At 66.3% G+C, this 20884-nt stretch carries 16 protein-coding genes and 1 riboswitch; of the genes, 6 read left to right on the forward strand and 10 right to left on the reverse strand.

Annotated elements, in window-relative coordinates:
- The first annotated feature begins 100 nt into the window (after positions 1-100).
- Together AC5P7A_RS00075 and AC5P7A_RS00080 are read left to right on the forward strand one after the other, a co-directional pair.
- Positions 101-1429, forward strand: a complete 1329-nt coding sequence (locus AC5P7A_RS00075; RefSeq protein WP_014648077.1) for an NTP/NDP exchange transporter — start codon at positions 101-103, stop codon at positions 1427-1429.
- Positions 1430-1503: 74 nt separating this feature from the next.
- Positions 1504-1854, forward strand: coding sequence for a DUF1304 domain-containing protein (locus tag AC5P7A_RS00080; protein WP_049441313.1), 351 nt, complete (start codon positions 1504-1506; stop codon positions 1852-1854).
- Between the two features lie 491 nt (positions 1855-2345).
- Here AC5P7A_RS00080 and AC5P7A_RS00085 read toward each other — a convergent pair whose 3' ends face one another.
- The 3 genes from AC5P7A_RS00085 to AC5P7A_RS00095 form a co-directional block, all read right to left on the reverse strand.
- The gene (locus AC5P7A_RS00085; protein WP_014648075.1) at positions 2346-2813 is read right to left on the reverse strand and encodes a hotdog fold domain-containing protein; all 468 of its coding nucleotides are present in this window, start codon (positions 2811-2813) and stop codon (positions 2346-2348) included.
- A gap of 75 nt (positions 2814-2888) precedes the next feature.
- Positions 2889-5366, reverse strand: coding sequence for an acyl-CoA dehydrogenase (locus tag AC5P7A_RS00090; protein WP_014648074.1), 2478 nt, complete (start codon positions 5364-5366; stop codon positions 2889-2891).
- Positions 5363-6280 carry an alpha/beta fold hydrolase gene (locus AC5P7A_RS00095; RefSeq protein ID WP_126411271.1) on the reverse strand — a complete coding sequence of 306 codons (918 nt, stop codon included), beginning with the start codon at positions 6278-6280 and terminating at the stop codon, positions 5363-5365. The genes AC5P7A_RS00090 and AC5P7A_RS00095 overlap by 4 nt, the downstream gene beginning before the upstream one ends.
- 153 nt (positions 6281-6433) lie before the next feature.
- Here AC5P7A_RS00095 and AC5P7A_RS00100 point away from each other — a divergent pair, with 153 nt between their 5' ends.
- Positions 6434-7036, forward strand: coding sequence for a TetR/AcrR family transcriptional regulator (locus AC5P7A_RS00100; protein WP_005418411.1), 603 nt, complete (start codon positions 6434-6436; stop codon positions 7034-7036).
- Positions 7037-7177: 141 nt separating this feature from the next.
- Here AC5P7A_RS00100 and AC5P7A_RS00105 read toward each other — a convergent pair whose 3' ends face one another.
- The 3 genes from AC5P7A_RS00105 to hslO form a co-directional block, all read right to left on the reverse strand.
- A complete protein-coding gene (locus tag AC5P7A_RS00105) occupies positions 7178-10066 on the reverse strand; it encodes a TonB-dependent receptor plug domain-containing protein (RefSeq protein ID WP_053496147.1) in 2889 nt (962 codons plus the stop codon).
- Positions 10067-10449: 383 nt separating this feature from the next.
- The gene (locus tag AC5P7A_RS00110; protein WP_014648071.1) at positions 10450-11298 is read right to left on the reverse strand and encodes an XOO1806 family protein; all 849 of its coding nucleotides are present in this window, start codon (positions 11296-11298) and stop codon (positions 10450-10452) included.
- Between the two features lie 116 nt (positions 11299-11414).
- Positions 11415-12308 carry an Hsp33 family molecular chaperone HslO gene (gene hslO / locus AC5P7A_RS00115; RefSeq protein WP_014648070.1) on the reverse strand — a complete coding sequence of 298 codons (894 nt, stop codon included), beginning with the start codon at positions 12306-12308 and terminating at the stop codon, positions 11415-11417.
- Between the two features lie 77 nt (positions 12309-12385).
- On the opposite strand from hslO, the gene mtgA reads away from it, so the two are divergent.
- The 3 genes from mtgA (at position 12386) to AC5P7A_RS00130 (ending at position 14610) form a co-directional block, all read left to right on the forward strand.
- Complete coding sequence (gene mtgA / locus AC5P7A_RS00120; RefSeq protein WP_032957384.1) at positions 12386-13135, forward strand: monofunctional biosynthetic peptidoglycan transglycosylase; 750 nt, start codon at positions 12386-12388, stop codon at positions 13133-13135.
- 64 nt (positions 13136-13199) lie between these two features.
- Positions 13200-14219, forward strand: coding sequence for a glycosyltransferase family 2 protein (locus AC5P7A_RS00125; protein ID WP_495219791.1), 1020 nt, complete (start codon positions 13200-13202; stop codon positions 14217-14219).
- Positions 14179-14610: a CBS domain-containing protein gene (locus tag AC5P7A_RS00130; RefSeq protein WP_012511858.1), complete on the forward strand. Its 432-nt coding sequence runs from the start codon at positions 14179-14181 to the stop codon at positions 14608-14610. The genes AC5P7A_RS00125 and AC5P7A_RS00130 overlap by 41 nt, the downstream gene beginning before the upstream one ends.
- Before the next feature lie 556 nt (positions 14611-15166).
- On the opposite strand, the gene AC5P7A_RS00135 is transcribed toward AC5P7A_RS00130, so the two are convergent.
- The 4 genes from AC5P7A_RS00135 to AC5P7A_RS00150 all read right to left on the reverse strand — a co-directional run bounded on the left by AC5P7A_RS00135 (position 15167) and on the right by AC5P7A_RS00150 (position 20577).
- On the reverse strand, positions 15167-17140 hold the full coding sequence (locus tag AC5P7A_RS00135; RefSeq protein WP_495219792.1) for an AsmA family protein: 1974 nt from the start codon (positions 17138-17140) through the stop codon (positions 15167-15169).
- Positions 17141-17222: 82 nt separating this feature from the next.
- The gene (trhA, locus tag AC5P7A_RS00140; protein WP_005410682.1) at positions 17223-17861 is read right to left on the reverse strand and encodes a PAQR family membrane homeostasis protein TrhA; all 639 of its coding nucleotides are present in this window, start codon (positions 17859-17861) and stop codon (positions 17223-17225) included.
- 160 nt (positions 17862-18021) lie between these two features.
- Complete coding sequence (locus AC5P7A_RS00145; RefSeq protein ID WP_014648065.1) at positions 18022-19626, reverse strand: peptide chain release factor 3; 1605 nt, start codon at positions 19624-19626, stop codon at positions 18022-18024.
- A gap of 66 nt (positions 19627-19692) precedes the next feature.
- The gene (locus tag AC5P7A_RS00150) at positions 19693-20577 is read right to left on the reverse strand and encodes a M23 family metallopeptidase (RefSeq protein WP_495219793.1); all 885 of its coding nucleotides are present in this window, start codon (positions 20575-20577) and stop codon (positions 19693-19695) included.
- Positions 20578-20725: 148 nt separating this feature from the next.
- Positions 20726-20844, forward strand: a riboswitch (SAM riboswitch).
- The last annotated feature ends 40 nt before the right edge of the window (positions 20845-20884 follow it).

The following is a 20884-nucleotide window of genomic DNA, read 5'->3' on the forward strand; positions in this document are numbered from 1 at the left end:
CGCTGGCGATGTTGCAGTGCATTGGCTAACGTACGCGCTTCACCGCCCCGGAGCCTGCCATGCTGCTGTCCAACCGCCGTCTGTGGGCGAGGGGCGCTGCATGAGCGCTGCATCGGGCAAGGGGCCGCTGCAGGGCCTGGCGGCGGCGCTGCGCGAGTCGCCGGCGCTGTGGTGGTCGTTCCTGTACTTCTTCTGCCTGCTCAGCGGCTACTACGTGCTGCGCCCGGTGCGTGAGGCCATGGCCGCCTCGGCGGACCTGGAAACGGTGTTCCCGCCCGTGCTGATCACCTGGTTCGCCAGCCATGGCATCGCGTTGAAGGACTTCGTCCTGCAGTTCCTGTTCTCCTGCGTGTTCGTGATCATGCTGGTGCTGCAGCCGGTGTATGGCTGGCTGGTCAGCCGCTTCCCGCGCCGTGTGTTCCTTCCCGTGGTGTACGGCTTCTTCATCGTCACCCTGCTGGGGTTCTACGCACTGTTCGACAGTCACGTGCCAGGGCGGGGCATGGCCTTCTTCCTCTGGGTGATGGTCTTCAACCTGTTCGCGGTGGCGGTGTTCTGGAGCTTCATGGCCGACGTGTTCTCCAACGCACAGGCGCGTGCCTACTACGGCTACATCGGTGCGGCCGGCACCGTTGGCGCGTTCCTCGGCCCGTTGATCACCAGCGCGCTGGCCCAGCGCGTGGGCATCGCCAACCTGATGCTGGTCTCGGCAGCATTCCTGGTCGTGTGCCTGTTGTGCATCTGGCGGCTGCGGCATTGGGCGGTGCTGCGCGAACGCGAGCAGCAACTGGTGTCCGGCGAGCAACCGATGGGCGGCAGCGTGCTGGACGGCCTGAAACTGATCGTGCGCGAGCCGCTGCTGCGCTGGTTGGCGGTGATGGTGGTGTTCGGCGTGGGCGTCGGCACGCTGCTGTACAACCAGCAGGCCAGCATCGTGCGCGCGGCGTTTACCGACCCGGCGGCCAGTACCGCGTTCTTCTCGCGCATCGACCTGGCGGTGAACGCGCTGGCGCTGCTGATGCAGGTGGGCCTGACCCGCTGGCTGCTGTCGCGCCACGGCATCGCGCCGGCGCTGCTGATTCCCGGTTTCGCGATCCTGATCGGCTTCTCGGTGCTGGCAGCCTCGCCGATGCCGTTGATGGTCGCGGTGGTGCAGGTGATGACCCGCGCCAGCGAATTCGCACTGGCCAAGCCGGCGCGCGAGACCATCTACACGCGCGTGGACCGGCAGTGGCGCTACAAGGCCGGCGCGGCGATCGACACCGTGGTGTACCGCGGCGCGGACCTGGGGTTCACCTGGATCCACAAGGCACTGACCCTGTTCGGTTCGCACGTGGTGTTCATCGGCGGCGTGCTGGTGGCCGGCTTCATGACCCTGGCTGCATTCGGCGTGCTGCGCGAAGAAAAGAAGCTGCCGCGCGACCGTTGATTTGCCGGGGTCAGAGCCTTTTCCCGCGGATAGGGCGCTGACCCCATTCTCCTTCCCTGTCCAAGGAACCGCACATGTACTGGATCGCACTCGCCCTGACCTTGCTGGTCGCACTGCTGCACATCTATTTCCTGGTGCTGGAGATGTTCCTGTGGACCCGCCCGCTGGGCCTGAAGACCTTCCGCAACACGCCGGAGAAGGCCGGGGCCACGCGCGTGCTGGCGGCCAACCAGGGCTTGTACAACGGCTTCCTGGCGGCAGGCATCGTGGTGGGGCTGGTGATCGATCAGCCGGTGCTGGTGACGTTCTCGCTGGCCTGCGTGGTGGTGGCGGGGTGCTACGGCGCGTACAGCGTGAGCCGCCGTATTTTCATGATCCAGGCGGTGCCGGCGATCCTGGCGTTGGTGTTTCGCGCGCTGGCGTAGTTTCCAGCCAACGGCGCAGCCCCTCGTGGGTTGGTCGCGTGGAGCGGGTCATGTGTTGGGTGTGGCGGGTGGGCCGTGCAGGGGACGCTGCAAGTACGTCCATGTAAGCTCGATGGCGCCATCCATGGCGCCAACGCCCCTGAACGGCCCACCCGCCACACCCCTGACAGTTTCAGGGCGCGGCCAGCCCACGGAGAAGAAAAAGAAGTTCAAGAGCAACAGCAACAGCAACAGCAACAGCAAAAAGCGGCCGGTGGGCCGCTTTTGCTTTTGCTTCTGCCCTTCTTTTTTCTCTTGCGTGGGTGGACGCCGCAGAGATGCGTCCGAGGCTGGGGGCGGTGGGTTCGCGGGGGTGTCCGCGGCATGGATGCCGCGGCCAAGCCCCCAGGGATGGGTTCACGGCGTCCCCCGCGAACCCACCGTCCCCAGCCTAACCAGGGCTTTCCGCGATCAACCGTCCACCCACGAGGGGCTGCGCCGTTCGCGGGAACCTACTTCGCCGGCGACAACCACATGTCGATCACCGCGCTGAACACCTCCGTGCCCGCACGGTCGCGCACGCTCACCGTCACCGGCAGGGCATAGCCCTCGGCCGCGACGACAATCGGCTGTGCCGGCAACGCCACCGCCTGCAGCGTGCCACGTGCCTTGGCCAGGTACTGCACCTGCATCCCCTTCGGGATCCAGCGCATGCCCTTCGGCAGCGATGCATCGACCATCAACCCGGCGGTCAGTTCGGCCAGGTTGCACATCGCGATCGCGTGCACCGTGCCGATGTGGTTGCGCACCCTGCGGCGGTCGGCCAGCGTGCCTTCGCAGCGGCCGTGTTCCAGGCGGGTGATGCGTGGCGCGATGCTGGCGAAGTAGGGCGCCTTGAAGCACACCGCGCGCGAGAACAGCCAGGTGCCGGCGGGCCAGCGCTGCAGCCGGTGGTAAAGCGAGAGCAGGGGCGTGGACATGGTGGGTATTCCGGTCGGCGGATAAAGCGACGGCGGGCCGAGGCCCGCCGTCGAAGCAACGCGTGTCGCGGGCGATCAGGCTGCCTGCGAATGCGGGTCCTTGTGCTGGCGGTCGTAGTAGCTGGCCGCGCGCAGTTCGTGGGTGTCGAAGTCGTCCACGCTGATGGTGTCCAGGGTCAGCGTGCGCAGCTCTTCCAGCAGGCTGCGCTCATCCTGGGTGATCACGCCCTCGGCCACGGCTTCGTCCAGCTGCGCCTTGAAGTCCAGCGCCTCGATGCCCTTGCTCTTCAGCGCCTTCAGGAACTTGCGCTCCACCGGCTCGGCCATGATCGCCTTGCTCAGGTAGCTGTTGATACGGCCGCCCGGGTTGTTCTCGCACGGGGTCAGGAACACGCCACTGGCCAGACGGTCGCGGGCTTCATTCGGCGCCATCAGCAGGGCGGCGACACGACGGCTCAGGCGATCGCCCGGAGCCTCGGCACGACGGCCCAGCGGGAAGATCAGTGCCCACATCAGCCAGCCGATCGGACGGATCGGGAAGTTGCGCAGTGCGGCCGACAGCGACTCTTCGATCTTGTGCACGCTGTCATGGAAGGCCCAGGCCAGCAGCGGCTGGTCGGCCTGCGGTGCGCCTTCGTCGTGGTAGCGCTTGAGCATGGCGCTGGTCATGTAGACGTGGCTCAGCACATCGCCCAGGCGGCCGGACAGCGATTCCTTGAACTTCAGCTTGCCGCCGAGGGTCATCATCGAGATGTCGGCCATCAGCGCCAGGTTGGCCGAGTAGCGGTCCAGCTTGCGGAAGTAGCGGCGGGTATAGGCGTCGCCCGGGGCGGCACCGAAGCGCGCGCCGGTCAGGCCGAACCAGAACGAACGCACGGCATTGGAGATGCCGAAGCGGATGTGGCCGAACAGGCTGCGGTCGAAGTCCTGCAGGCCGGCGCGGGTATCCGGATCCTGCGCGGCCTTCATTTCCTTCAGCACCCACGGGTGGCACAGGATCGCACCCTGGCCGAAGATCAGCAGGCTGCGGGTCATGATGTTGGCGCCCTCCACGGTGATCGCGATCGGCGCGGCCTGCCAGCTGCGGCCAGCGAAGTTGCGCGGCCCCAGGATGATGCCCTTGCCGCCGATCACGTCCATCATGTCCGAGATCACTTCGCGACTCATGGTGGTGCAGTGGTACTTGGCGATCGCCGACGGCACCGACGGCACGTCGCCACGGTCAACCGCGGCGGCGGTGGCCTGCGACAGCGCACTGATCTTGTACGCCTTGCCGCCGATGCGGGCCAGCGCTTCTTCCACGCCCTCGAAGCGGCCGACCGACAGGCCGAACTGCTTGCGGATGCGCGCATAGGCGCCGGTCACCGCGGCACCGGCCTTGGCACCACCACTGGCGGTGGACGGCAAGGTGATCGAGCGGCCCACGGCCAGGCACTCGTTGAGCATGTTCCAGCCCTTGCCGGCCATCGCCGCGCCACCGATCAGCTGGGTCAGCGGAATGAACACGTCCTTGCCGCGGATCGGGCCGTTCTGGAACGTCGAGTTCAGCGGGAAGTGGCGACGGCCGATTTCAACGCCGGCGGTGTCGCGCGGCAGCAGGCCCAGGGTGATGCCGATGTCGCGGGTATCGCCGATCAGGCCATCCGGGTCGTACATGCGGAACGCCAGGCCGATCAGCGAAGCGACCGGGGCCAGGGTGATGTAGCGCTTGTCGAAGGTGAGCTTGACGCCGAGCACCTGCTCGCCGTTCCACTCGCCCTTGCAGACGATGCCGTAGTCCGGGATCGAGGTGGCGTCGGAGCCGGCGAACGGACCGGTCAGGCCGAAGCAGGGCACTTCGCGGCCATCGGCCAGGCGCGGCAGGTACTGGTCCTTCTGTTCCTGGGTGCCGTAATGCACCAGCAGTTCACCCGGGCCCAGCGAGTTGGGCACGCCGACGGTGGAGCTGACCACCGAAGACACCGACGCCAGCTTCTGGATCACCTTGTGGTGGGCCAGTGCGGAGAAGCCCAGCCCGCCATATTCCTTCGGGATGATCATGCCGAAGAACTTGTTCTTCTTGATGAAGGCCCACAGTTCCGGCGGCAGGTCCGCATGGACATGGGTGATTTCCCAGTCGTTGACCATCGCGCACAGCTCTTCCACCGGGCCATCGAGGAAGGCCTGTTCCTCGGCGGTCAGCTGCGGCTTGGGATAGTTGAGCAGGATGTTCCAGTCCGGATCACCGGTGAACAGTTCGCCCTCGAAACCGACCGAACCGGTTTCCAGTGCGATGCGCTCGGTCTGCGACAGCGGCGGCAGCACCTTGCGGAACACCTTCATCATCGGGCCGGTCAGCAGCGGCTTGCGGATGAACGGCAGCAGCAGCGGCACGGCGATGACGGCCAACACGGCGGCCGCGACGATCGTGGCGGTCTGGTTGACGTAGGGAATGAACCAGCAGGCGGCCAGCAGGGCCACGCTGATCAGCGTCCAGGTAACCAGCCGCATGCGGTGGTAGGCGACGAACGCGCCTGCCAGCAGCAGGGCGAGGAAGGGAAGAACGATGCTCATGAGCGTGCTCCGGTGACGTGCTCGTTTGTGGCGGACGAAGCCGCAGCGTCCGCTGCGGGCAACACGTCCAGATAGTCCAACACAGTAGCGGTAAAGGCGTCGTTGTCATCGCCGGCGACCATATGGGTGGCCTGCGGCAGCTGCACATGGCGCGCATGCGGCGCCAACGCCAGGAACTCGGCCACGGTCTGCGGCGTGACCAGGTCGCTGCGTCCGCCGCTGACCAGCAGCAGCGGGCACTTCACCTGGCGCGCGGCCTCGGCCAGTGCGTCCTGGTGCTGTTCGCTGTCGCGGGCCAGTTCGGCCACCAGGCGCGGATCCCAGTGCCAGCGCCAGCGGCCGCGGCCGTCCTCGCGCAGCAGCGCACGCAGCGACTGCTCGGATTTGCGCGGACGGTGCGGCATGTACGCCGAGATCACGTCGGCGGCCTGGGCCAGCGAAGCGAAGCCGTCGGGATGGGCGGTCATGAAGGCGAGGATGCGCTCGACGCCGGCGGTATCCCAGCGCGGGGTGATGTCGACCAGCACCATCGCCGAGAACAGGCCGGGCCAGCGCGACTCGGCCAGCAGGCCGAACAGCCCGCCCATCGATGCGGCAACCAGTACCGGCGGGCGCGGCTGCTCGCCGGCCAGCACGATCAGGTCATCGGCGAACTGTTCGCCGTGATAGGGCAGGTTGGCGGCATTCCAGTCCGAATCGCCGTGGCCGCGGGCGTCGTAGGCCAGCGTCTGCAGGCCGGCGGCATTCAGTGCGCGGGCAGTGGCATCCCAGGCGTGGCGGGTCTGGCCGAAGCCATGCGCGAACAGCACCCGGCCGCGCCGGCCATGGTCGCTGGCGGTGGCTGCCAGGCGGGCGCCATGGGCGGCGTCCAGGCGCAGGTCATGGAACGCAGCGGGAGGTGGGGACGTAACCATACTTGCTAGTATGGATCGGTTCGGGGGGAAGTCAATACTGCACGGTATGGTGCGCTGCGGAAGTCCCCTGAATGGACCTCGCCTGGGAGGCTGCGACGGTTTCGACCGCAACCGCGTACTGCAACGAACCCCGGCGTATGGTTAAATCAGCCCATGAATCAACCTGACGCTTCCGCCGGCGAACCGCGCGCCGGCCGCAACAGCCGCCTGAGTGCCGAAGACTGGGCCCAGGCGGCCCTCGATCTGATTGCTGAACAAGGTGTCGGCGCCGTCGCGGTGGAGCCGCTGGCACGGCGGCTCGGCGTCACCAAGGGCAGTTTCTACTGGCATTTCCCTTCGCGCGATGCATTGCTGCAAGCGGCGCTGGAGCGCTGGGAACTGTTCGAACAGGAACAGGTGTTCGGCAGCCTGGAAGACGTGCCGGATCCGCGCGTGCGCCTGCGCCAGCTGTTCCAGATGGTGGCGCATGAAGTGCAGCCGCACATCATCTACAGCGAGCTGCTGAAGGCACTGGATCATCCAATGGTGCGGCCGGTGATCGACCGCGTCTCGCAGCGCCGCCTCGATTATCTGGTCGCCTCGTTCCGCCAGGCCGGCCTCAGCTCGACCGATGCACGCCATCGCGCGCGCCTGGCCTACGCCGCGTATGTCGGCTTCCTGCAGTTGTCGTTGCAGCTGCAGCAGCCCAAGCAGGCGCGCGAGGATTTCGAAGCGTACGTCGAGCATCTGATCGAGACGCTGATTCCGAACGGATGAGCGCCCGGGAATGATGTCGAAGGAAGGCCGCGGCGACACCGCGGCCTTTTTTGTTGCGCGCCGGCCAGCCTCCGTCCATGGCGCACAAAGAACAACGGCCCCTTGCGGGGCCGTTGCTGCATCAGCTGATCAGAGTGCCGATCAGAACTTCTGCTTGTACTGCATGTACATGAAGCGACCGATGTCGTAGCCACCGTAGTAGGAGTACTGCGAGTTCGGCGCCGAGTACATCTGCGGGCCGTAATGATCGAACACGTTACGCGCGCCCACGGCGATGGTTGCATTCCACGGTGCGTTCCAGGAGACCTGGACGTCGTGGAAGGTGGTGGCGCCACGGCGGTTCATCGGCTGGTCGCGTGCCGGATCCGGCGAGCCGAAGTCAGGCAGGCTGCACTCGGTCGAGAAGTAGCACTGTTCCTTCACGCTGGAGAAGTAGCGCGTACCCCAGGTGATGCCCCAATCGCCGTATTCCCAGCCCAGCACCAGGTTCGAACGCAGGCGGAAGTTGCTGCTGAAGCCGTTGAGGATCGACACCGGCACCTGCTGCGCGTTGGTGGTCTTCAGCACGTTCTTGCTGACGTAGGTGTTCTGCAGGTTGGCGTTGAAGCTGCCCCAGCTGCTGGTTTCGAAGCGATAGGCCACATCGAAGTCGAAGCCTTCGGTTTCCTGGTAACCGGCATTACGTGGTGCGTAGGTCAGGTTGGTCACGATGCCACGGGTTGCGTCGCGGGTGAACGAGTTGCAGCGGTCGGCGATGCCGAGTACGTAGCAGTCGTTGAGCTGGGTGGTCGGATCGTCGGTGACGATGGTGTTGGTGATCTTGATGTTCCACCAGTCCAGGCTCATGTTCAGGCCCTGGGCAAAGGTCGGGCTCCACACCAGGCCGACGGTCTTGGACTTGGACTTTTCCGGAGTCAGGTTCGGGTTGGAGACGGCGTTGAACGGCACCGGGCTCTGCTCATCCTGACCTTCCGCCGGGACGTAACCCTGCTTCAGCTGGCGGAAATTCGGGGCCAGCGCGCCCAGAGCGGCGGCGCAACGCTGGGCGGTGGCCGGATCGCTGGCAGCCAGGCCGAAATCGGTATCGCACGGATCGGTGAAGTAGGCGAAGGTCTGCGAGCTGCCACCGTACAGATTATCGATGGTCGGTGCGCGGAAGCCCTCGGCATAGGTGGCACGCACCAGCAACTGGTCGATCGGCTTCCACTTGAGGCCGAACTTGTTGTTGGTGGTGTTGCCGAAGGTGTTGTACTTCGAGTAGCGCGATGCGGCGTTGAAGCTCAGTTCCTTGGCACCCGGCAGGTCGGCCAGGATCGGAACATTCAGCTCCAGATACACTTCGTTGACGTTGTAGCCACCACCGGTCGGGCCGGCCGCCAGATCGGTCGAGTAGCCCGACTGTGACAGCGCATCCGGGACGTAGGTGCCCTTGTCTTCGCGGTACTCGTAACCCAGCGCGAAGCCCAGGTCGCCGGCGGGCAGGGTGAACAGGCTGCCGGCGATGTTCGCGTAGTAGGTCTTGGTGGTGACTTCACCGGTGTTCTTGGTGGTCGGGAACAGGAACTGCTGCAGGGCAGGATTGCCGGTCAGGCCGCCGTCGCCGGTACGGCCGTACGGAATGGCCGGATTCCACGGAATGCAGCCGCCCGGGCCCGGGCCATAGATCGGGTTGGTGCCCGCGGCCAGGCCGGCGGCCGTGCCGCACTCGACGCGGCCGGTGGCCGGGTTGAGGAACGACGCGCCGGTGGCCTGGGTGACCGCCAGCATGTTGTAGTTGCCGGTCTGGGTCTGCAGGTTCTCCGAGTTCTGGTAGATGTAGCCGGCTTCCCAGTCGAAGTACTTGTCATTGAACTGGAAGCTGCCCTGCAGGGCGCCAGTGAAGCGGAAGGTGGTCAGCTTGTTGGTCGACAGGCGCGGCACTTCCCAGCCACGGCGGATGAAGCCCATGTCGGTGCCGAACGGGTTGTAGTAGCTGTCCTGCGAGAGCACGGTACCCAGCTGACGCTCATAGTCGGCCGACTGCAGCGGATAACCGGCGACCTGGGCCTGCGACTCGCGACGGGTGTACAGCAGGTCGGAGACGAAGCGGATGTTGTCGGTCAGGTCGTACTGTACGTTGGCGAACACCGAACGACGCTTGGTCGGCGTCAGCAGGTGCATCTGCTCGTTGGAGTTGCTGACGTCACCGGTGATCGGGGTGAGGTCGGTCTCGTGATAGGCGTTCGGATCGAACGGATTTCCACCACGGTTCAGCGTCAGCAACGGTGCATTCGGATCATTGACGTCATAGACCGCGCCCCACTGGCTGACCGGGGTCCAGCCGCGGTCCGGGTGGCGATCCGTGCGCTGCGACTTGCTGAACCAGCGATTCTTGGCCCAGACGGCCTTTTCTTCGGCGTATTCCGCACCGATGGTGACCGAACCACGATCACCGGTGAAGCCGGCCACGAAGTCGAAGCTGCTCTTCTGGCCGTCGCCTTCGCCGTACTGGCCGACGTAGGCGTTGGCTTCCAGGCCCTGGAAGTTCTTGCGGGTGATGATGTTGATCACGCCGGCGATCGCGTCGGAGCCGTAGATCGACGAGGCGCCGTCCTTCAGGACGTCGATGCGCTCGACGATGGCCGACGGGATCTGCGACACGTCCTGCAGGCCGCTGACGCTGGCGCCGAGGCGCTTGCCGTCGACCAGCACCAGGGTGCGTTCGGCGCCGAGGTTGCGCAGGTCGATGTAGAAGCCACCGACGGCTTCGCCGGAGGACAGCGGCTCGGAACGGCTGATGGCCGGGCTGCCAGCGGCAGAGATGTTCTGCAGGACGTCGGCAACTGTCTTGAAACCGCTCTTCTCGATCGAAGCGCGGCTGATGCTCAGAACGGGCTGGGCGGTTTCGGTATCGACCTGACGGATGCGCGAACCGGTGACCTCGATGCGGTCGAGGTTGGTGGCTTCCTGGGCGTGGGCCGTCGCGGTGGTGGCACCGGCGACAAGCGCGATCACAACTGCGTCACGCAGCTGGCTGGACTTGAGTTTCATTGGCTCTCTCTCTCCAAGAAATCTTGGCTGGGGTTAATGCCCGGCGGGGGAGCGAAAAAGCGCTCCCAAATCGCGAGGCTGACCCGATAGTAACGGGCGTTCGCCAAGAATTAAAGCTGTGTTAATCAAGCCTGTGATTTTGGTAAAGATGCGCTTTTTCCATGCCACTCAATAGTTTACCGGCATGGTCAGAGCGCTCTGCCTCGTTTGTTAACGCAGAATGATGAAAAAAGTTTCGGTTGAAATGTGTCTCACTATGTCGGTGCGCAGCGTTTCATCGCCCAGCGGCGATACCGGTTACGCAAGTGCGCGGTAGGCTTGCACATGCAAAAGGCGCCTTTCGGCGCCTTTGGGAATATCGTTGCTGAGCCTGTTTACCGGGATCAGAGATCCTGTTCGTAACGCACATACGGCACGGTGCCGTCGTCGTTGCTTTCGTTGCGCGGGGAGAACGGATTCTTGCCGCGGCTGATCACATTCTCGGCGCCGACGGTGAGCTGGCCGGACCACGGGGTACGCCAGGTCAGGCCGATGCCCAGGCCTTCCCACTTGCCGGGCTTGCCCGGGACGTCGACCACGCGGCCGATGATGCTGCCGGTGAAGTTGCCGTAACCGGCGCCGATGCTCAGGCTCTTGCTGTCCCAGCGATCGACGATGGCCGGCGAGGCGTCGGCCAGCGGAACCAGGCGCGCCTTGGCGTAGGTACCGGCAATGGAGACGAAGCCTTCGCGACCGATGTTCTTCTGCGCGAACACGGTCAGATCGTTCTGCTCGGCACGCAGCGAGGGCGTCTTGTTCGGGCCCGACAACCAGGCGGGCAGGGTTTCACGGCCAGTGCCGGCGGTGATGCCCAGGCGGCTGTTGCCGCGGTTCAGCGCGGCGGTACCGCTGAAACGACGGCTGTTCAGATCATCCTCGTCGCCCAGGCTGGCCAGCATGCAATGGCTGGCCAGACCGCTGATGCTGGTGCCGCTGCTGCTGTTGCAGAGCAGGCCCAGCGAATCGCCGGAGGACAGGCCAAAGGCCGCGTCCAGCGAGTTGCGGCCGAAATGCCAGCGGGCGCCGGCCGCCTGTTCGCCGGTCGGCTCAAGGTACAGCAGCGCCTCGACCTTGCCGCTGCCCTTGTTCCAGACCGGCAGCACGGTGCGGGTGTCCTTGCTCTGCGCATGCACGCCCGTGATCGCGCCAAGGGCGATCAGCAGGGCCAGCGGTAGACGCAGGAAGGTACGCATCGGACCAGTTCAGACAGGGACAGACAACGGAAGTTCCCGTGGGGACGGGAACTCGATCCTAGGGTGTTTATGAATTCTTAACAAGCCTTGATCCTCCCCAGGTACAAGACTGCCGTTCACTGAAGTCGTTCAGGCGCCGGTACAGCCCCCTGGGCGCCGTGGAACAGTATGCCGAACTCCGTCAATGGAAAGTGATACTCGCGTCCGCAGAATTCGCAACGCACCTCGACGGCGCCAGTGTCCTCGGCGGCCGCTCGGGCCTCCTCTTCCCCCAGCGACTGCAGCATGCCGGCCACCCGCTCGCGCGAGCAGGAGCAGGCGAAAGAGAGCGGCTTTTCACCCAGCAGCTCCGGCCGCTCCTCGTGGAACAGGCGGTGCAGCAGCTGCTCGGCCGGGGTCGCCAGCAGTTCGGCCTTGCCCAGGGTCTCGAACAGGGCGCTGGCGCGCGCCCAGCCATCTTCGTCGCCTTCGTCGCCCGGCAGTTTCTGCAGCAGCAGGCCGGCGGCACCGTTGCGGTCGGCCGCCAGCAGCAGGCGGGTGGGCAGCTGCTCCGACTGGCGGAAGTAGTCCTCGAAGGCCTCGTCCAGTTCCGGCGCGGTCAGCGCGACCAGGCTCTGGTAGCGCTGCGGCTCGCGCGGGTCCAGGCCGGGGTTCTCGATGGTGATGGCGAGGATGGCGTCATCGCCGAGGCTGGACAGGTCACGCGGCGCGTCGGCGCCTTCGCTGAGCTGGGCGATGCCACGCAGGGTGCCGCCCGCGGTGCATTCGGCGAACAGGGTGCGCAGGGCAGTGCTGCTGCGCAGCTGCACTGACAGGCGGCCGTCGATCTTGGTGTGGCCGGTGAACAGGGCCGAGGCGACACAGGCCTCGCCGAGCAGCTCGGCAGCGGCGTCCGGGTACACGGCGTGGGACAGGATTTCCTGCCAGGTGGCCTGCAGGTGCACATGCACGCCGCGGACGCCGGCGTCGGGGAGCAGGAAACGGATCAGGGAATCGGAGTTGGCGGTCATCGGCTCACATAGCGCGTAAACGGGGGCGGTTGCCGGATAATGCGCCGACAACCAGACAGAAGAAGGATGCACCAGTAATGGGGGCAGCGGGAGAGCAGCACAAGGTAGTGGCGGAGGTGGCCGCACCGCGCCGGCGACGCTGGCGCTGGAAGCGGCTGCTGTGGCTGCCGGTGCTGCTGGCCGCCTTCAGCTGCCTGCAGGTGCTGGTGCTGCGGTTCATCGACCCGCCGGTGTCCACGGTGATGCTGTGGCGTTATGGCGAGGCGCTGGGCGAGGCCGACTGGTCCTATCGGCTGCATTACCAATGGCGCGACCTCGACCAGATGGCACCGAGCCTGCCGATCTCGCTGGTGGCGGCCGAGGACCAGCGCTTCCCCGACCACAATGGCTTCGATCTGCAGGCCATCGAAAAGGCCCGCGACCATAACGCCAGGGGAGGGCGCCTGCGTGGCGCCAGCACGATCAGCCAGCAGGTGGCCAAGAACCTGTTCCTGTGGCAGGGCCGCAGCTGGATCCGCAAGGGCCTGGAAGTCTGGTACACGGTGCTGATCGAGGCGCTGTGGCCGAAGGAGCGCATCCTGGAGATGTACGCCAACATCGCCGAGTTCGGTGATGGTGTGTACGGTGCGCAGGCGGCAGCCCAGAAATACTGGGGTAAGGACGCGGCCCGGTTGAGCCCGGCCGAGAGTGCGCGACTGGCGGCGGTACTGCCGGCACCGCGACGCTACAACGCGGCCGCACCGGGGCCGTATGTGCAGCGGCGCGCCGCATGGATCCAGCGCCAGGCGCGCCAGCTGGGAGGCGCGTCATACTTGTCGGAGGACTGAGGCAGGCGTGGCGTGAGCGGCGGGCGACGGGTCGTGCGCCTGGCCGGCAATGTACAATCCGGGCATGACCCGCGAACGGCTCACTTTTGTCATCGCCGCCTACAACGAGGCCCTGGCATTACCGCTGCTGCATCCACGGCTGTGCGCAGTGCTGGACGGCATGCCCGACATCGACGGCCACATCCTCTATGTGGATGACGGCAGTCATGACCGCACATGGGAGGTGATCGCGGAGTTGGCCAAGGCTGATGCGCGCGTCTCGGCGCTGAAGCTGTCGCGCAACTTCGGCAAGGAGGCGGCGCTGACCGCGGGCCTGGATCTGGTGCACGAGGGGGCAGCGATGATCCTCGATGCCGACGGCCAGGACCCGCCGGAGCTGGTGCCGCAATTCGTCGCGCGCTGGCGCGAGGGCCATGACAACGTCTACGGCACGCGCATGGCCCGCGATGGCGAGTCCTGGATCAAGCGCGCCACGGCAGCGATGTTCTACCGGGTGATGGGTCGCCTGTCGCGTACGCCGATCCCGGCCGATACCGGAGATTTCCGCCTGCTGTCCCCGCGCGCGCTGAGCGCCCTGCGCGGGATGCGTGAGCGCCACCGTTTCATGAAGGGGCTTTTCAGCTGGGTAGGCTTCAAGCGGATTGCCGTGCCCTATCACCGCCACGCGCGCGTGGCCGGCGCCAGCAAATTCAGCCTGTGGCGGCTGTGGAATTTCGCCCTCGAAGGCATCACCGGCTTCTCGACTGTGCCGCTGCGGGCTGCCACCTACCTGGGACTGGCAACCGCCGCAGTCGCGTTCGTGTTCGGCCTGTGGGTGATCGTGAAGGCGGCGCTGTATGGCGACCGGGTGGCGGGTTGGCCGACGATGATGGCGGTGATCCTGTTCCTGGGGGGAGTGCAGTTGATCGCGCTGGGGCTGGTGGGAGAGTACCTGGGGCGGCTGTACGAAGAGTCCAAGCAGCGGCCGTTGTACCTGGTTGACGCGTGGCTAGCATCCGCCGTGGCAGACTCGGCCCTGCAACCCACCCTCGGAGGGCAGGCAGATGACGACGGTACGGCAACTGTTGGATGGCAAGTCTCCTGAAGTACATGCGGTCGCGCCGGACGCGGCGGTGATCGATGCGATCCGGTTGATGGCGGAAAAGGGCATCGGTGCGGTACTGGTGATGGACGGGCCGCGGCTGGTCGGGATCCTGTCCGAGCGTGACTACGCGCGCAAGATCGTGCTGCGTGATCGTTCATCGCGCGATACCGCGGTGGCGGAGATCATGACGGCGCAGGTGGTGACGGTGTCGCCCGGTGAGCAGGTGGAGCATTGCCTGCAACTGGTGACCGACTACCGCATCCGCCATCTGCCGGTGGTGGAGGGCGCGCAGGTGCTGGGGGTGATCTCCATCGGTGACCTGGTGAAGTCGGTGATTGATGCGCAGCGGCGCGAGCTGGACCAGCTGCAGCAGTACATCGTGGCGGGGTGAGGTGTTCACCGGCGGGCCTGCGGCCCGCCGGCCCGCTTTTCGAAGCTCAAAGCCAAAGCCAAAGCCAAAGCCAAAGCAGCGCCTTCCTGATGCGGGGGAGGCGGAGGGCATCCATGCAGGACACGCCGTAAACCCCGCTCCGCGGTCCGGCCCAGCCGCTGGCGGCTGTGCGTTCGGGCGCTTGCGAAGCAGTGCTTCGCAAGCAAAGCGCCCTCACCCATGGGGGCTCGATGGCGCCTTGCTCGTGTGCGCTGTCCTGCGCACACGGCAAGACCGGGGTTGGGCGTCCTCCCCAACCCGCCCGAGGCATGCCTCGGGCCCATGGCGCCAACGGTCCTGCACGGCCATGCACTCCGCCTCAGGACTCGTCCCGCGAGTGCGGTGGGTTGCCGCGTCGGTTGACTGCCTTTGGTAGCTGCCAACCTTGGTTGGCAACAGCTTTTGACTTTGCTTTTTTCTTTTGACTTTGAATTTCCGCTCTCGTTCCGCGCGCGCAGGAAACTGTCACTCGTCCCCCTCAAACCACGACCAATCCAGGCGCCACGAACGAACGCTCCTACTTCGCATACTGCCCCCCGCAGTCGGCATCCTTGCCCGGCCCCAGTTCGATGGTTGCCAGCAATGCCGCCGGCGGGGCGATGCTGCCCAGTGCCAGGGCCACCGCGCCGCGGATGCCCAGCGCCTTGAAGTCCGGGCGGAACGACGGGTCCTTGAAAGTGCCGGCGATGTGCAGTGGCGAGCGCAGCACCAGGATGCTCTTGTCCTTCGGGCGTGGCTTCAACAGGAGGTCCAGGCTCTCGTCGCGCAGGCTGACCGTGCCTTCGCCGATGAGGATCGTGTCGGTGGTATCCACCGCCAACGCCTGGCTGGTCATCAGGCCGTCGCGCACGCCGAAGTCGGCGAAGGCGCAACGCAGGGGGATCTGCTTGTCGCCGGTCACCAGGAATTTCAGCGACTCGGTGATGTCCAGGCCGGCCAGTTCCATCACCAGGTTGCCGACATGGCCACGGCCCATTGCCAGGCCGACCTTGCCGCTGCTGCTGCCGAGCATCGCGGCGATCGAATTGCCGCGGCCACTCAGGTCCACCTCGCCGCCGATGCCGCCCTTGGCCTGTTCGGCCAGCTTGGCGTCGGGGAACAACTGGCCAAGCTGCACGCCGCGCACACTGGCCTTCAGCGCGGTACTGATCTGCGGCTGGCGCGCGTCCATGCGGATCGTGCTGCGGATGTCGCCGCCGGCGACGCCGAAGTTCAGTGGGTCCAGCCGCAGCACACCGTCATCCAGCAACAGGTGTGCATCCATGTCGTCCAATGGCAATGACGGCGCGTTGATGCGGTGGGCTTTCCAACGCACGTCGGCATCCATCGCACGCAGCTTGCCGAGGTTGTAGGGCGTGTCCGGCAACACACGCGCACGCGCGGCGACCCGTGCGGCCTCGGCCTTCTGCTCTGCATTGGCGGTTTCGCCGCCGCCGGTCTTCGGTGGCGCACCGACGAAGCCGGCCAGGTCATCGAAGTCCAGGCGTCTGGATTCCAGCGTGGCGGTCAGTCGCGGGCGCGCGCCTCCCACTTCGAACTGCAGGTTGCCACCGAGGTCGCTGTCGCCGACCTTGCCGGTGAACTGCTCGTAACGCCAGAGGTCGTGGTCACGCTTGAGCCGACCATTCAACGCGTAGGGCGGGGACGGCGGAATGGCGATGCCGAGCAAGGGGTAGAGGTCGGCCAGGTCCTGGCCGCTGAGCGCGAACTGCAGGTCGAACACGCGCAGCTGGAAGGGATTGGTCAATGTGCCGCTGGCGACGGCGTGGGTGGCGCCAGCGCGACCGTCGAGGTGGATGCGGAACGGGTGGCCGCTGTCGGTCAGCTCCAGCGGTGATTCAGTACCACCGCGCAGGGTGAACGGATTGCCCTGCCAGCGTCCCTTGCCCTGCACCAGCAGCGGTGGCGCCGCGTCGGCCTGTTTCGGCTGGCCGCTGCGCACGTCCGCGCGGATATCGGTGCGGCCGAGCGCATCGAGGAACTGCAGGCGACCGTCATCGACGCGCAGCCGTTTGAGCTGGGGGCTGGTCCCGCCGGCGCTGTCACCGAGGAAATCCCAGTTGCCCGGTTCGCCTTTGCGCGGGGCGGTTTCCAGCAGCACGTCCGGCCGGGTCAGGCGCACTTCGGGCAGCTGCACGCTGCCGCGCAGCAGGGGCCAGACCCGCACGTCGATCTCGACGCGGTCGACGCTGGCCATATCGGGTTGTTTCGCCCAGCTGGCATTGGCGAAGGTGACCGCATCGGCGCGGATCGTGCTGGTGCGGCCGAGGTCGACATCAAGGTTCCCGATGTGCAGCACGCGGCCGGTGCGTGCCTGCACCGCGCGCTCCACCGGCCCCTTGAACCAGTTCCAGTCCCACAACGCGATCAGTACCAGGATCGCCGCCAGCAGGAAGATCAGGATCGTGAGCCAGCGCCGGCCTCGTGGGCCGGGGCGGCGGAGGCGCCAGCGGGGCGTGCGCTTTGCGGCAGGGGAGGCGGCAGCATTCACGCTGCCATGGTTGCCCCCTCTTCGTGGACAGGGCGCGAAGCGACCATGTGCATGGTGTGCACGCGCTGCCGTCGAGCGGCCGTTACAGCACCTGCATGGTGACCGCGACGAAGTGGCAGACGCTGCCGCCGATCACGAACAGGTGCCAGATGGCATGCGAGTACGGGATCGATTCACGGTGGTAGAAATAGGTCCCCAGCGTGTACGACAGGCCGCCGGCGAACAGCCAGGTGAGGGTGCCGCCATCGATCGAGGCCCACATCGGCTTGATCGCCACGACCACCAGCCAGCCCATGGCGATGTAGATCACCGTTGAGAGCACCTTGAAGCGGCCGGTGTAGAACAGCTTGAACACCACGCCGCCCAGCGCCAGCGCCCAGATCGCGGTGAACAGGCCCCAGCCCCACGGACCGCGCAGGCCGATCAGGGTGAACGGGGTATAGGTGCCCGCGATCAGCACATAGATCGCGCAATGGTCGAACACCTTCAACCGGCCCTTGGCGACCGGATGCTGGATGGCGTGGTACAGCGTGGAGGCGGTGTACAGCAGCAACAGCGCGATACCGAATACGATCGCGCTGGCCAGCTGCCAGCCGTCGCCGTAGATCGCCGCCAGGGTGATCAACACCGCGCTGGCTGCTAGGGCGAATACCGCGCCCAGGCCATGGGTCAGGGCGCTGGCGATTTCTTCACGGATCGAAGCAATGGACGTCGTGGACATGGCGTAGGCATTGTTCGCGGGGAGGGGGACCCGCACCCCCCTATCATCGCCGCGATGGGCGATGCGTGCACGCCTGTCACCGTATGGTGGGTGAATGCCTGCCTTGCGTTGGCTGGGGTCAGAGCCCTTTCCTGCCGGAAAGGGATCCGACCCCGTGGCATCAGCCTGCCGAAACGGTATGCGCCGCTTCGCGCGTGGCAGAGAAGCGCACGTCCGGCGAGCGTTCCTGGGCCAGCTGCAGGTTGACCCGGGTCGGCGCCAGGTAGACCAGGTGCCCGGCGGCATCCAGCGCCAGGTTCAGCGCGTTCTTCTCGCGGAACTCTTCCAGCTTCTTCTCGTTGCTGCAGTGGACCCAGCGCGCAGTGGTCACGCTCACCGGCTCGAAGGTGGCTTCCACGCCGTACTCGTCCTTCAGGCGGTAGGCGGCCACGTCGAACTGCAGCACGCCGACCGCACCCAGGATCAGGTCGTTGCTGGTCAGCGGGCGGAAGAACTGGGTCGCGCCTTCCTCGGACAGCTGGGCCAGGCCCTTCTGCAGCTGCTTGAGCTTGAGCGGATCGCGCAGGCGGGCGCGGCGGAACAGTTCCGGGGCGAAGTTGGGGATCCCGGTGAAGGTGACCGCTTCGCCTTCGGTGAAGGTATCGCCAATGGAGATGGTGCCGTGGTTGTGGATGCCGATCACATCGCCCGGCCACGCCTCGGCGGCGATCTCACGGTCGCTGGCCATGAAGGTCAGCGCGTTGGCCAGCTTCATTTCCTTGCCGGTACGCACGTGGAAGGTCTTCATGCCGGCGCTGAAGCGGCCCGAGCAGACCCGCATGAAGGCCACGCGGTCGCGGTGCTGCGGGTCCATGTTGGCCTGGATCTTGAACACGAAGCCGGTCAGCTTGTTTTCTTCCGGGGCGATCTCGCGGCCGGTGGTGGAGCGCGCCTGCGGTGCGGGTGCGTGTTCGACGAAGAAGTCCAGCAGCGGCTGCACGCCGAAGTTGTTGACGCCCGAGCCGAAGAACACCGGCGTCTGCTTGCCCTCGCGGTAGGCCTGCAGGTCGAACGGGTGGCTGGCGCCCTGCACCAGTTCCAGCTCGTCGCGCAGGTCGGCCAGCATCTGTGCACCGATCTTCTCGGCCAGGCCGGGAGCATCGATGGACGGGAAAATGGTCGAGTCCTGGCGGGTGAAGTTGCGGCCCGGTTCGTACAGGTGCACTTCGCCGGTCAGCAGGTGGACCACGCCCTTCAGGCGCTGGCCCATGCCGATCGGCCAGGTGACCGGCGCGCACTGGATGCCGAGCACGGTTTCCACTTCATCCAGCAGCTCGATCGGGTCCTTGCCCTCGCGGTCGAGCTTGTTGATGAAGGTCATGATCGGGGTGTCGCGCAGGCGGCACACTTCCATCAGCTTGATGGTGCGCTCTTCCACGCCCTTGGCCACGTCGATCACCATCAGCGCCGAGTCCACCGCGGTCAGCACGCGGTAGGTGTCTTCGCCGAAGTCGGCGTGGCCGGGGGTGTCGAGCAGGTTGACGATCTTGCCTTCATACGGGAACTGCATCACCGAGGAGGTGACGGAGATGCCGCGCTCCTTTTCCAGCGCCATCCAGTCGGAGGTGGCGTGGCGGGCAGCCTTGCGGCCCTTGACCGAACCGGCCATCTGGATCGCGCCCCCGAACAGCAGCAGCTTTTCGGTCAGCGTGGTCTTGCCGGCGTCAGGGTGGGAAATGATGGCGAAGGTGCGGCGACGCGACGCTTCGTTGGCGACTTCGGACATGGCAGTGGCGCCCGCCCGGGGCGCTTTTCAAAGAGATAAGCGCCCGATTATACCGGCCGGGGGCGGTCAGCGCCCGGTACCGCCTTCGGCCTCGCCCTGGCGGGCGAACTGCAGCTGGCCCTGCTCGGCGAAGATGCGCACCGGCACCGAGCGCAGGCCCATGCCGCGATTGACCTGCACCACGAAGTGCAGGTGCGGGGCACTGCTGTAGCCGCTGTTGCCAGACAGGCCGATCGGCTGTCCGGCCCCTATCGCCTGGCCACGACGCACGCGCATGCCGCCGGCCTGCAGGTGGCCGTACAGCGCCATGCTGCCGTCGCTGTGCAGCACGCGGATGAAGTTGGCGCGGGCACCATCGCGTTCGCGGTCCTGGCCGTTGCCACGGAAGCCATCCTGGATCTGCATCACCGTACCCTCGCGCGCGGCCAGCACCAGGGTGCCCTCCGGCAGTGCGAAGTCGACCGCGTCGTGGTTCTCCTCGTCGTCATGGCTGAATCGTCCCTGCGGCGCCTGGTCCACGCGCAGGCGCGCCGCATCGAATGGCAGGCGGTAGGCGACATCTTCGGCCTGTGCGGCCGGGTTGCCCGGCACCGACTGCAGGCGCAGATCCAGCATGCGGCCATCGATCGGGGCGGGCAGGTGGCCGACTACCAGGCTGCTGTCGCCCTGGATCAGCGACTCGACCGGGAGGCCTTCGACCGGGTGCCCGGGGGCGGCGCGCAGCTGGATCTGCAGCGGCCCTGCCAGCCCGTTGTCGATCCGGGCCTGCCATTGCGTACCGACCGGCTGCAGGCGCAATTGGGCCATGGGGGCGGCGCCCTCGGCACTGCCTGCGCGGGTGGCCGGGGCGGAAGGGGGAGCCAGTCCCCAGCCCTGGCGCCAGTCGCCGGCGTGTGCGGTCGCGCTCGCCAGCAGAGGCAGCAGCAGGCAGGACAGGGGCAGGCGCGACATCGGCGTTTCCAGCGGAATGGACCGCCCGGACTGTACCCGATCCTGAACAGGGCGACCGGGACGGCCTTCGCATAGCTGTCCCAAGAATATTCATCGCTTTATCCGCATGAAGGGATTGACAGCGCCGGAATGGGCTGGCATCGTGGCCCCACCATCGAGACCGGCAGAGGGACAGGCCCTTTGAAGCCGGGGCAGCCCGCAGGCGCGCAAGCGTCTGCGTAGGTGCCAAATCCTGCGGGGACCGTGGCGTCCACCGAAAGATGGTTCGAACCATGCACCACACGTGCATCTCGAACGCGGGCCCCGC

The sequence above is a fragment of the Stenotrophomonas sp. YJH_SMC_65 genome, assembly GCF_059369475.1.

Coding starts and splice junctions, on each gene's coding strand:
- AC5P7A_RS00075 (WP_014648077.1), top strand. CDS start 101: ATGAGCGCTGCATCGGGCAAGGGGCCGCTGCAGGGCCTGGCGGCGGCG.
- AC5P7A_RS00080 (WP_049441313.1), top strand. CDS start 1,504: ATGTACTGGATCGCACTCGCCCTGACCTTGCTGGTCGCACTGCTGCAC.
- AC5P7A_RS00085 (WP_014648075.1), bottom strand. CDS start 2,813: ATGTCCACGCCCCTGCTCTCGCTTTACCACCGGCTGCAGCGCTGGCCC.
- AC5P7A_RS00090 (WP_014648074.1), bottom strand. CDS start 5,366: ATGAGCATCGTTCTTCCCTTCCTCGCCCTGCTGCTGGCAGGCGCGTTC.
- AC5P7A_RS00095 (WP_126411271.1), bottom strand. CDS start 6,280: ATGGTTACGTCCCCACCTCCCGCTGCGTTCCATGACCTGCGCCTGGAC.
- AC5P7A_RS00100 (WP_005418411.1), top strand. CDS start 6,434: ATGAATCAACCTGACGCTTCCGCCGGCGAACCGCGCGCCGGCCGCAAC.
- AC5P7A_RS00105 (WP_053496147.1), bottom strand. CDS start 10,066: ATGAAACTCAAGTCCAGCCAGCTGCGTGACGCAGTTGTGATCGCGCTT.
- AC5P7A_RS00110 (WP_014648071.1), bottom strand. CDS start 11,298: ATGCGTACCTTCCTGCGTCTACCGCTGGCCCTGCTGATCGCCCTTGGC.
- hslO (WP_014648070.1), bottom strand. CDS start 12,308: ATGACCGCCAACTCCGATTCCCTGATCCGTTTCCTGCTCCCCGACGCC.
- mtgA (WP_032957384.1), top strand. CDS start 12,386: ATGGGGGCAGCGGGAGAGCAGCACAAGGTAGTGGCGGAGGTGGCCGCA.
- AC5P7A_RS00125 (WP_495219791.1), top strand. CDS start 13,200: ATGACCCGCGAACGGCTCACTTTTGTCATCGCCGCCTACAACGAGGCC.
- AC5P7A_RS00130 (WP_012511858.1), top strand. CDS start 14,179: ATGACGACGGTACGGCAACTGTTGGATGGCAAGTCTCCTGAAGTACAT.
- trhA (WP_005410682.1), bottom strand. CDS start 17,861: ATGTCCACGACGTCCATTGCTTCGATCCGTGAAGAAATCGCCAGCGCC.
- AC5P7A_RS00145 (WP_014648065.1), bottom strand. CDS start 19,626: ATGTCCGAAGTCGCCAACGAAGCGTCGCGTCGCCGCACCTTCGCCATC.
- AC5P7A_RS00150 (WP_495219793.1), bottom strand. CDS start 20,577: ATGTCGCGCCTGCCCCTGTCCTGCCTGCTGCTGCCTCTGCTGGCGAGC.